Raw genomic sequence first — 12,146 nt, forward strand, 5'->3', positions numbered from 1 at the left:
GGCTCAGCTGATTCCGAGATCCTCGTCCACCATCCTGAAGAGGTCGCCGTCCGTCGCCGAGTCGAGTTCGTCGACGAGACCGGCGCTTTCGGGGCCTTCCTGCGTGTCGCCGCCGTAGGTCGCGAGCAGGTCCCGTAGCCGCGCGACCACGTCGGTGCGGCCGACCTCCTCCCTGGTCATGGCCGACAGCCCGGCTTCCAGGCGGTCCAGGCCGACGGACACCGGGACGGGGCCGGTGCCGACGTCCTGTGTCAGCTCCTGGTGCAGGAACGCGGCCAGGGTGGCGGGTGTCGGGTAGTCGAAGACGAGGGTGGCGGGCAGCCGCATGCCCGTGGCCGCGTTCAGCCGGTTGCGGAGTTCCACGGACGTCAGCGAGTCGAAGCCGAAGTCCTTGAAGGCGCGCGCCGGTTCCACGGATTCCATGCCCCCGTGGCCGAGTACGGCCGCCACGTTCCGGCGTACCGCTTCCAGCACGGTGCGCTCGCCTTCCGCCACCGGCACCCCGGCAAGTCGCTCCCGCAGTCCTGCCGGCGCCGCGTCCGTTCCGGACACCGGTCGCCTTGCCGGGACTCGCACCAACTCGCGCAGGACGTGCGGTACTTCGCCGCCGTTACTCCGGATGGTCTCGCGGAGGGCGGAGACGTCCAGGCGCATCGGGGCCACCACCGGGGACTCGCCGGCACAGCAGGCGTCGAACAACGCGAGCCCCTCCGGCGTCGACAGCCCGGCGAGACCGACTCCGGCCATGCGCCGTTGATCCGTGTCCCCCAGTCCCCCGGTCAGCGCGCTGCGCTGCTCCCACAGCCCCCAGGCCAGGGAGAGGCCGGGCAAACCCTGGGCGCGGCGCCGGGCGGCGAGCGCGTCGAGGAAGGCGTTCGCGGCGGCGTAGTTGCCCTGCCCGGCGGCTCCCAGCGTGCCCGCCACGGAGGAGAACAGCACGAAAGCGGAGAGATCCTCACCAACGGTGAGTTCGTGGAGAAGGGCGGCCGCCTCCGCCTTCGGTCGCAGTACGGCGTCGATCCGCGGCGGCGTCAGAGAGGCGATGACACCGTCGTCCAGGACGGCGGCGGCGTGCACCACTCCCTTGAGCGGATGCCCGGCCGGGACACCTTCCAGCGCGGCGCGGAGTGCGTCCCGGTCGGCCACGTCGCACGCGGCCCAGGTCACCGAGGCTCCCGCCGCGACCAGATCGGTCGTGAGCGCGGCCGCGCCTTCCGCCTCCGCTCCCCTTCGGCTCAGCAGCAGCAGATGGCGTACGCCCTGTTCGGCCACCAGATGACGTGCCACCGCTCCACCCAGGGTGCCGGCGGCTCCGGTGATCAGCACGGTGCCGTGCGGGTCCCATGTCGCCGAGGCCCTCGGTCCGGTTCGCGCGGACCGCTCCGGACCGGTCACGGCCGACGTCCCGCCCTTCCCGGCTCCGGCTCCGGCTCCCGCTTCGGCTTCGGCTCCGGTAACACGGACCAGCCTGGGCACGAGTACGCGTCCCTCGCGCACGGCCAGTTGCGGTTCACCCGACGTGAGCGCCGCGGCCAGGGAGACGGGGACGGGCGGGGACGCGGGAGTGGGTGCGGCCGCGTCGTCGAGGTCGAGGAGGAGCAGCCGGTCCGGGTGCTCTGCCTGCGCCGACCGCACCAGCCCCCACACTGCGGCGGCGTCCGTGTCACGCGGGCAGATGTCGGCGGGCGTGCCCGCGGACGTAGGCGCGGCCTGAGTGGTCGCGACCGCTCCCCGGGTGACGACGACCAGCCGGGCGCGGGCGAACCGGTCGTCCGCCAGCCAGTCCTGGGTCCGTCCCAGGGCCTCGGTCACGGCCGCGCGCGGTCCGTCCCCGTACCCACCGGCTCCCCGGGTCTCGCCCGCGCCGCGACACGGCGCGGCGAGGAAGACCCACTCCGGGAGGGTGGCGCCGGGGACGCCCGACTCGGCCAGATCCTCCAGGCCGGCGTACGTCGCCGCCTCCCAGCCGGCCGTCCGCAGACTCTCGGCGAGTCCTTCGCACCCGTCACCGATCACCGCGCAGCGGACGGCCGAGAGCCCGTCGGCCGCCGGGAACGGCAGGTCGTGCCAGTCCAGCCGGTACAGCGAGTCGCGCGACGCGTCCCGGGCCGTGTCGATCTGCTCGGGCGTGACCGGCCGGGTGACCAGTTCCTCCACCGAGGCCACCGGCTGGCCGTGCTCGTCGGCCACGAGGAGCGACACACCGTCCTTTCCCGCGGCCGAGAGCCGTACCCGGGTCCGGGTCGCGCCCGTGGCGTAGAGGGACACGCCGTTCCAGACGAAGGGGAGCCGGACGCGTTCCCGGCCCTCCGCGTCGGGGGCGGCCAGACCGCCCGGCCCGGCGACGTGCAGGGCCGCGTCCAGCAACGCCGGATGTATTCCGTAGCCCGTCGCGTCCTGTCCGTGTCCCTCCGGCAGCACCACCTCGGCGAACACCTCGTCGCCGCGCCGCCACGCCGCCCGTACGCCCTGGAACACCGGCCCGTACGCGAGCCCGCCGAGGGCGAAGCTCTCGTACATGCCCAGCGTGTCGATCTCCTCGGCGTCGGCGGGCGGCCAGACGCCCGGCTCGTCGGACACCGGCGGCGCGGCCTCGGGCGGACCCGCCGCGCTCAGTACGGCGCCGGCGTGGCGTGTCCAGGACTCGTCGGGGTCGTCGGTCTCCGGTCGCGCGTAGACGCTGACGGGGCGCCGCCCGTCCTCGGCGGGGCCGCCGACCACGACCTGGAGCTGGATCGCTCCGCTCTCGGGCAGGACGAGCGGGGACTCCAGCACCAGATCGTCCACGCGCGCACAGCCGAAGCGGCCGCCCGCGTGGAGCGCCAGGTCGACGAACGCGGTCCCCGGCACCAGTACGGCGCCCAGCACCGTGTGGTCCGTCATCCACGGCTGGGTACGCGCCGACAGCCGGCCGGTGAAGAGGCAGCCGTCGGAGTCGGGCAGCGTGACCGCGGCCCCCAGCAGCGGATGGTCCGCCACCCCCAACCCTGCCGAGGACACGTCTCCGGCCACCGGCGCCGACTCCAGCCAGAACCGCTCCCGCTGGAAGGCATACGTCGGCAACTCCACCCCACCAGCCCGCACCGGCCCCCACAACGCCGACCAGTCCACCTCATGCCCACACACGAACACCTGCGCCAACGCCCCGAACAACGACTCCACCTCAGGCCGCCCACCCCGCAACACCGGCGCGAACACCACCCCCGCAACACACTCCTGCCCCATCCCCGACAGGACACCCTCCGGCCCCAACTCCAGACACGCACTCACACCCAGCCCGGCAAGACGCGTAATGCCGTCACCGAAACGCACCGCCTCACGCACATGCCGCACCCAGTACCCCGGATCACACAACACCTCCCCCGAAACCACCGCACCTGTCACATTCGACACCACCGGCAATCCCGGAACACCGAACGACAGACTTTCAACGACGTTCCGGAACTCCTCCAGCATCGGCTCCATCAACGGCGAATGAAACGCGTGCGACACCCGCAGACGACGCACCCGGCGCCCCTCCGCACGCCACTCCCGCTCCAGCTCCGCCACCACCGCCTCAGCACCCGAAACCACCACCGAGGACGGACCGTTGACCGCCGCCACATCCACCCCGTCACGGCCCACCAGCGCAGCCCGGACCGCGGCCTCCTCCAACTCCACCGCCAGCATCGCCCCACCCGCCGGCAACGCCTGCATCAAACGCCCACGCGCCGCCACCAGCACACACGCGTCCTCCAACGACCACACCCCAGCGACATAGGCCGCCACCACCTCACCGATCGAGTGCCCCGCCACCACATCCGGCCGCACACCCCACGACGACACCAGACGGAACAACGCCACCTCAACCGCGAACAACCCACACTGCGCGAACAACGTCGCATCCAACGCCTCGGCGTCGGCGTCGGTGTCAGTCTCGTCACGGCCGAAGACCACATCACGCAACGAACAGCCCAACAACCCGTCGAACTGCCCACACACCTCATCGAAAGTCGCGGCGAACACCGGGAAAGCGCCGTACAACTCACGCCCCATCCCCACCCGCTGACTGCCCTGACCCGAGAACAACAACGCCAGCTTCCCCGACGCCACCTGCCCCCGCACCACACCCGCAACCGGCTCACCCGCCACCACAGCGGACAACCCAGCCCCGAAACCAGCCACATCACCCGCCAGCACCACAGCACGATGCTCAAACACCGACCGACCCGACACCAACGACGACGCCACATCCACCGGCGACAAGCCCGGCCGCTCCGCCACAAAAGACGCCAGCCGACCCGCCTGCGCCTCCAACGCCGCCCCGGACCGACCCGACACCACCCATGGCACCACCGACAACGACGACACCGAACCGGGTTCTACCACCTGCACCGTGTCAGGAACCTCAGGCGCCTGCTCCAGCACCACATGCGCGTTCGTCCCACTGGCACCGAAGGAGGAGACGCCTGCTCGGCGGGGACGGCCGTTCCCGGGCCACGGCGTGCTCTCGGTGAGCAGTTCGACAGCACCCTCGGACCAGTCCACTTGTGCGGACGGCTCGTCGACGTGCAGGGTGCGCGGCAGTACGCCGTGCCGCATCGCCAGCACCATCTTGATGATCCCGGCGACCCCGGCCGCCGCCTGCGTGTGCCCGATGTTCGACTTGATCGACCCCAGCCACAACGGCCGGTCCTCAGGACGATCCTGCCCGTACGTCGCCAACAGCGCCTGCGCCTCGATCGGGTCGCCCAGCCGCGTCCCGGTCCCGTGCGCCTCGACCGCGTCCACCTCGGCCGCCGAAAGACCCGCACTCTCCAACGCCGCCCGAATCACCCGCTGCTGCGAAGGACCGTTCGGCGCCGTCAGACCATTGCTCGCACCATCCTGATTGACCGCCGAACCCCGCACCACCGCCAGCACCCGATGCCCGTTGCGGCGCGCGTCAGACAACCGCTCCAGCAACAACATCCCGGCACCCTCGGAGAACCCCGTACCGTCCGCACCCGACGCGAACGCCTTGCACCGACCGTCCGGAGCAAGCCCCCGCTGACGACTGAACTCCACGAACAAGGCCGGCGTCGCCATCACCGTCACCCCACCCGCCAAAGCCAGCGAACACTCCCCCTGCCGCAACGACTGGGCGGCCAGATGCAACGCCACCAACGAGGACGAACACGCCGTGTCCACCGTCACCGCCGGACCCTCGAACCCGAACGTGTAGGAGATGCGGCCCGAGGCGATGCTGCCCGCGGTTCCGTTGCCGATGTAGCCCTCGACACCGTCAGGCACGGACACGGACCCGTAGTCGTGGTGCATGATCCCGGCGAAGACACCGGTCTGGCTGCCCCGCACGGAAGCCGGGTCGATCCCGGCCCGCTCCAGCACCTCCCAGGAGGTCTCCAGGAGCAGCCGCTGCTGCGGGTCCATCGCCAGCGCCTCACGCGGCGAGATCCCGAAGAACGCCGGATCGAACTCCCCCGCCTCATATAGGAATCCCCCCTCACGGGCATACGCGGTGCCCTTGTGATCCGGGTCCGGGTGATAGAGCGCCTCCAGATCCCAGCCACGGTCGGTGGGAAAGGCCGCCATGGCGTCTCCACCCTCGGTGAGCAGGGACCACAGTTCCTCCGGAGCCCGCACACCTCCCGGGTACCGGCAGCTCATGCCCACGATCGCGATCGGTTCGTCGACGGCCGCCGCCCTGCGAACCGGTGCCGCCTTCGGCTGCGGGGCGTCCGGCTCCCCCGCATGGGTGGCCACCAGTTCGGCCAGCAGGTGACCGCCGAGCACCGCGGGCGTCGGGTAGTCGAAGACGAGCGTGGCCGGCAGGCGCAGACCCGTGGCCGCGTTCAGCCGGTTCCGCAGCTCCACCGCCGTCAACGAGTCGAACCCGAGGTCACGGAAAGCACGGTCGGACGCGACCTCGTCGCCCGGTGCGTAACCGAGTACGGCTCCGACGTGGGTGCGTACCAGATCCAGCACGAGCGGATGCCGCTCGCTCTCCGGCAGCCGGGCGAGATCGTGCCACAGACCGCCCTCCGCCCCGGAGGCCGTGGTCGCGGCGATGGCCCGGCGCCCAGTCGCGCGCACCAGCCGGCGCAGCAGCGGCGGCACGGGGCCGTCGCCGCCACGGAGCACCGCTCCCGTGAGCCGCACCGGGACCAGCAGCGCCTCCTCCGAGGCGGTCGCCGCGTCGAAGAGCGCGAGTCCCTCCTCCGAGGAGAGGGGCACCACGCCGCCACGCGCCATCCTGGCGAGATCGGCATCGCCCAGGTGACCGGTCATGCCGCTGCGCTCGGCCCAGAACCCCCAGCCCAGCGACACCGCCGGCAGTCCGCGTGCCAGACGGTGAGCGGCGAGAGCGTCCATGAAGGCGTTGGCCGCGCCGTAGTTGGCCTGTCCGGCCGCGCCGAACGTCGCCGCCGCCGACGAGAACAGGACGAACTTCTCGACGTCCAGTTCCCTGGTCAGCTCGTGGAGGTGCAGCGCGGCGTCCACCTTCGGCCGCAGTACGGCGTCCACCCGCTCGGGCGTCAGCGACTCGATCACGCCGTCGTCCAGCACACCCGCCGCGTGCACGACGCCACGCAGGGGCGCGTGACTCGGAATCCGTCCCAGTACGCGAGCCAGTTCCTCGCGGTCGGTCACGTCGCACGCCTCGAAGACGGCCCGCGCCCCGGCGGCTGCCAAGTCGGCCTCCAGCTCCGCCGCCCCCGCGGCGTCCCGGCCACGCCGTGACACGAGCACCACATCCCGTATCCCGTGCTCCGCGACCAGATGGCGGGCCACCAAGCCGCCCAGCGCGCCGCTCGCACCGGTGATCAGCACCGTGCCGGAGGTGTCCCAGGCACCTGTCCCGGTCCCTCCAGCCGTCGGCGCGGCCGCCCTGGTCAGCCGGGGAGCGAGCAACTCGCCCGCGCGGACGGCGATCTGAGGTTCACCGGATGCGAGCGCCGCGCGCGCCACGTCGGCCGCGGCGGCCCAGTCGTCGAGGTCGGCCAGGAGGAACCGGTCCGGGTGTTCCGTCTGCGCGGACCGGACAAGGCCCCACACGGCCGCAGCGGCCGGGTCGGGTACGTCCTCGCCGGGCGCGGTCGCGACGGCGCCGCGCGTCAGGAACACCAGCCTGGACGAAACGGCCGCCTCGTCGGCCAGCCAGTCCTGTACCGCCTTCAGCGCCCGGTTCGTCAGGTCGCGGGTGAGGGAGGCGGTGGTGTCGCCCAGGGGCCCGCCGGGGCCGCCAGGCGAACCGCCCGGCGTACCGTCCGCCGGGGAAACACACGGCAGGAGGACGAGGTCGGGCACGGCGTCCGCCGAGGGGCCATCGGTGAGGGCCCGCACCCCGTGCCCGGCCGCTTCGAGCCCGGCCGCGAGCCAGGGCGCGTCCGTACCGAGTGCCGCCCGCTCACCCTGGCCGCCCTGCGCGGGCCCGGTCGCCGGCACCGTTTCCCAGCGCACGGCGAACAGCGATTCCAGGGGCTTCCGCGCCACCTTGTCGAGCGCGTCCGGGGAGACCGGCCGGCCCACCAGCGAACCGACGTGAGCCACGGGTGCACCGGTGGCGTCGGCCACCAGGACGGACACCCCGTCCGCCCCGGCCCGGGACAGCCGTACCCGGAGCATGGCCGCCCCTGTGGCGTAAAGGGAGACGCCGCTCCACGCGAAGGGAAGTCGGGGTGAGCGCGCATCGGCGGCCGCGACGGCTCCGTCGGCACCGGCGGCACCAGCGGCACCAGCGGCACCAGCGGCACCAGCAGCCTCCCGGCCGGGCAGAACGCCGACGCCGGTCACGTGGAGAGCCGCGTCCAGCAGCGCCGGGTGCACACCGTATCGAGTCGCCTCCTCCCGCTGCTCCTCCGGCAACGCGACCTCGGCGAACACCTCCTCGCCCCGGCGCCAGACCGCCCGTACGCCACGGAAGACCGGCCCGTAGTCAAGACCCAGCCCGGCGAGCCGCTCGTACAGATCGTCCGTCGCGACCGCTACGGCGTCCGACGGGGGCCACGCCGTGAGCTCTTCCGCTTCGCGGACGGCCGCGGACACCGCGAGGGTGCCTTCCGCGTGACAGGTCCAGGGCTCGTCGCCGTCCCCCTCGATCCGGGAGTACACACTCAGCTCACGGTGTTCGGAGTCCTCCGTGCCGCCCACGACGACCTGTACCTGCACCGCCCCCGACTCGGGCAGTACCAACGGTGCCCGCAGAGTCAGCTCGTCGAGTGCCGCGCAGCCCGCCGCGTCAGCCGCACGCAACGCCAGCTCGACGAACGCGGTCCCAGGGACGATCACCCTGCCCAGGACGAGGTGATCGGCGAGCCAGGGCTGCGCCGCCAGCGACAGCCGTCCCGTCAGGACGACTCCGTCCGCGTTCGCCAGCGACACCACGGCCCCCAGCAACGGGTGATCCGCCGACCCCAGACCGACTGCGGCCACATCACCGATGCGAGCGGCAGGCGACTTGATCCAGTAGTTCTGGTGCTGGAAGGCGTAGGTGGGCAGCTCGACACGGCGTGCGCCTGTCCCCTCGAACAGGGTGGCCCAGTCGACAGTCGCGCCACCGACGAAGGCTTCTGCGGCCGAGGTGAGGAAGCGCTCCAGGCCACCCTCACCCCGCCGCAGGGAACCCACCGCCGTCACTGCGGTGTCGTGGGCTTCGGCGGTCTGCTCGATCCCCATCGTCAGCACCGGGTGGGCGCTGGACTCGACGAACAACCGGAAACCGTCATCCAGCAGCGCGCCCACCGCATCAGCGAAACGCACCGTCTGCCGCAGATTGCGATACCAGTAGCCGGCATCCAGACCCGAGGTGTCCAGCACCCCACCAGTCACCGTCGAATAGAACGGAACCGACGCCGAACGCGGCGCGACATCCGCCAACTCCCGCGCCAGAACTCCCTCGATCTCCTCCACGTGCACGCAGTGGGAGGCGTAGTCCACCGCGATCCGCCGCGCCCGGACCCCGTCCGCCTCACAGACGGCCAGCAGCTCGTCCAGGGCATCCGCGTCACCGGACACCACCACCACACCGGGACCGTTCACAGCCGCCAGCGACAGCCGGCCCTCCCACCGCGCCAGCAGACCACCAACGGCCTCCTCGCCCAGCGAGACCGACACCATCCCACCCCGCCCGGACAGGACCCTGAGCGCCTTACTGCGCAACGCCACCACCCGCGCCCCGTCCTCCAACGACAGAGCACCCGCCACACACGCGGCAGCGATCTCCCCCTGCGAGTGACCGACCACAGCGGACGGCACCACACCCACCGACCGCCACACCTCGGCCAACGACACCATCACAGCCCACAACACCGGCTGCACCACGTCGACTTCACCCAGCCACGCCTCGTCACCAGAGGCATCACGCAGGATCTCGGTCAACGACCAGTCGACAAACGGGGCCAGCGCCGCACCGCACTCCGCCACCCGGCCGGCGAACACCGGGGACGACTCCAGCAACCCCGCCGCCATACCCAGCCACTGCGAACCCTGACCCGGGAACACCAACACCACACGGCCATCCGCACCGACCGCGGCACCACGGACGAGCCCCGGCACCTCCCGACCCTGCTCCAGCGCGGTCAGGCCGGCGGCCAGTTCCTCACGGTCCCCGGCGACCATCACCGCTCGATGCTCGAACACCGAGCGCGTCGTCGCCAATGAGAGGCCGACATCCGACGGCGACACCGCCGGGCGTTCCCCCAGGTAGGACACCAAGTGCCCGGCCTGCGCCCGCAACGCCGCCTCGGACTTGCCCGACACCACCCACGGAACCGCCGGCGACAACGCCGGCATCCGCGAGGGCTCGTCCTCCGGACCCGAACCAGGGCCCTCGGTGGGAACAGGGGCGGGCGCCTGCTCAAGGATCACGTGCGCGTTCGTACCGCTCACACCAAACGCCGACACCCCGACCCTGCGGGGTTCGTCCGTCTCGGGCCACGGCTGGGCCTCGGTCAGCAACTCGACGGCGCCGGCCTCCCAGTCCACGTGCGGGGACGGGCCGTCCACGTGCAGCGTCGAGGGAAGCAGCCCGTGCCGCATCGCCAGCACCATCTTCATCACGCCGGCCACACCCGCGGCGGCCTGGGTGTGGCCGATATTCGACTTCACCGAGCCCAGTCGCAGCGGGCGGTCCTGCGGCCTGTCCTGCCCGTAGGTGGCGAGCAGCGCCTGCGCCTCGATCGGGTCGCCCAGCGTCGTCCCCGTACCGTGCGCCTCGACCGCGTCGACCTCGGCCGCCGACAGTCGCGCGTTCGCCAAGGCCGCCAGAATGACCCGCTGTTGGGATATTCCGTTCGGCACGGTCAGACCGCTGCTGTTCCCGTCCTGGTTGACGGCGGAGCCACGGACCACCGCGAGTACGGGGTGCCCGTTGCGCCGGGCGTCCGAGAGCCGCTCCAGCAGAAGCATGCCGACGCCCTCACCCCACCCCGTACCGTCCGCCGCGGCGGCGAAGGGCTTGCAGCGACCGTCCGGAGCCAGCCCCCGCTGCCGGCTGAACTCGACGAAGAGTCCCGGAGTCGTCATGATCGTGGCACCACCGGCGAGCGCGACAGAGCACTCGCCCTGGCGCAGCGACTGCACGGCCAGGTGCAGGGCCACCAGGGACGAGGAGCACGCGGTGTCGACGGTGACGGCCGGGCCTTCGAGTCCGAAGGTGTACGAGAGACGTCCGGACATGACGCTGGCCGCACTGCTGGTGGCCAGGTAGCCCTCGACACCCTTGGGCGCCCGGCGCAAGGCCTCTATGTAGTCCTGACCGTTGGTGCCTATGAACACTCCGGTCCTGGTGCCGCGCACCGAGGCGGGCGTGAGGCCGGCCGCCTCCATGGCCTCCCAGCCGGTTTCGAGCAGCAGCCGTTGCTGCGGGTCCATCGCCAGCGCCTCACGCGGCGAGATACCGAAGAACGCGGGATCGAAGGCGCCCGCGTCCCGCAGGAAGGCACCTTCCTTCACGTACGAGGTACCGGCGCTGTCCGGGTCCGGGTCGTACAGCCCGGCGAGGTTCCAGCCGCGGTCGTCCGGGAACGGGGCGACGGCGTCCCCACCGTCGGCGAGCAGGTCCCAGAACTCCTCCGGAGACCTGACGCCCCCGGGAAAACGGCAGCTCATGCCGACGATGGCGACGGGTTCCTGGGACTTCTCCTCGACATCGCGGAGACGGCGTTGCGTCTGGCGCAGATCGGCCATGACCCGCTTCAGGTACTCGACGAGCTTCTCTTCGTTCGACACTTAGCCCTGTCCCCTCGTGGAAACCAAAAGGTTCATGATCACAGTCAGGCATCCCCGAGTTCTCGGTCAATGACGTCGAAGAGTTCGTCGACCGACGCGCCCGCGAGGTCGTCGCCTGCGTCGTCACCCTGTTCGGCGCTCCCGCCGGAGGCGGCACCGGCTTGACTCAGCTTCGCGAGCATGGACTGCAGCCGGACCACCGCCTTGGCGCGTTCGATGTCGTCCTGCGGCAGTGAGGAGAGGACGGCTTCGAGATGGTCGATCTCCGCCGGCAGTACGTTCTCCGGCGCGGCGTCGTCCGGAGCCAGCTCGCCCATGAGGTGCTGGGCCAGCGCCGAGGGCGTCGCGTAGTCGAACAAGGTGGTGGAGCGCAACCGTAGTCCGGTAGCCGTGTTCAGACGGTTGCGGAGCTCCACCGCCGTGAGTGAGTCGAGTCCCATCTCGAAGAAGCCACGCTCCGCGTCGAGCCCCTCGTGACTGGTGTACCCGAGCACCGCGGCTGTCTTCTCGCGCACGAGGCCGAGCAGTACCGTCATCCGCTCGGCGACGGGAAGGGCCGACAGCCTCTCGGCGAGCGGTGTGCCGCGTTCCCCGGTACCGGCTCCCTCCACGGACCCGGCGTTGGCCTCGTGCCACAGCTTCACGTCGGGGATCTCGCCGAAGAGCACACTGGTCCGGCTGTCGTTGACCTCCTTGGCGAATCGCGGCCAGTCGACGTCGATGATCACCGGGCAGGGATCGGGGTCTCCTAGCGCCTTCTCCAGCGCCGAGATGGCCAGTTCGGGGTCCATGGTCGGGAGACCGAACCGTTCCATCCGTCCGCTGACCACGGCGTTCTGGACCGCCATGCCGTCGTCGGCCCAGGGCCCCCACGCGATCGACGTCGCCGGCAACCCCTCACTACGCCGCAACTCCGCCAACGCATCCAAATACGCGTT

2 protein-coding genes are annotated in these 12,146 nt (G+C 71.5%); both read right to left on the minus strand.

Annotation, left to right across the window (positions count from 1 at the left end; translation table 11 throughout):
• Positions 1-3 precede the first annotated feature (3 nt).
• Positions 4-11,208, minus strand: a complete 11,205-nt coding sequence (locus ACFYMP_RS22615) for an SDR family NAD(P)-dependent oxidoreductase (RefSeq protein ID WP_388860528.1) — start codon at positions 11,206-11,208, stop codon at positions 4-6.
• Between the two features lie 44 nt (positions 11,209-11,252).
• The coding region (locus ACFYMP_RS22620; protein ID WP_388860531.1) for a phosphopantetheine-binding protein at positions 11,253-12,146 on the minus strand (894 nt) is incomplete at its 5' end.

The sequence above is a fragment of the Streptomyces sp. NPDC007088 genome (assembly GCF_042869355.1).
Classification (GTDB): Bacteria; Actinomycetota; Actinomycetes; order Streptomycetales; family Streptomycetaceae; genus Streptomyces.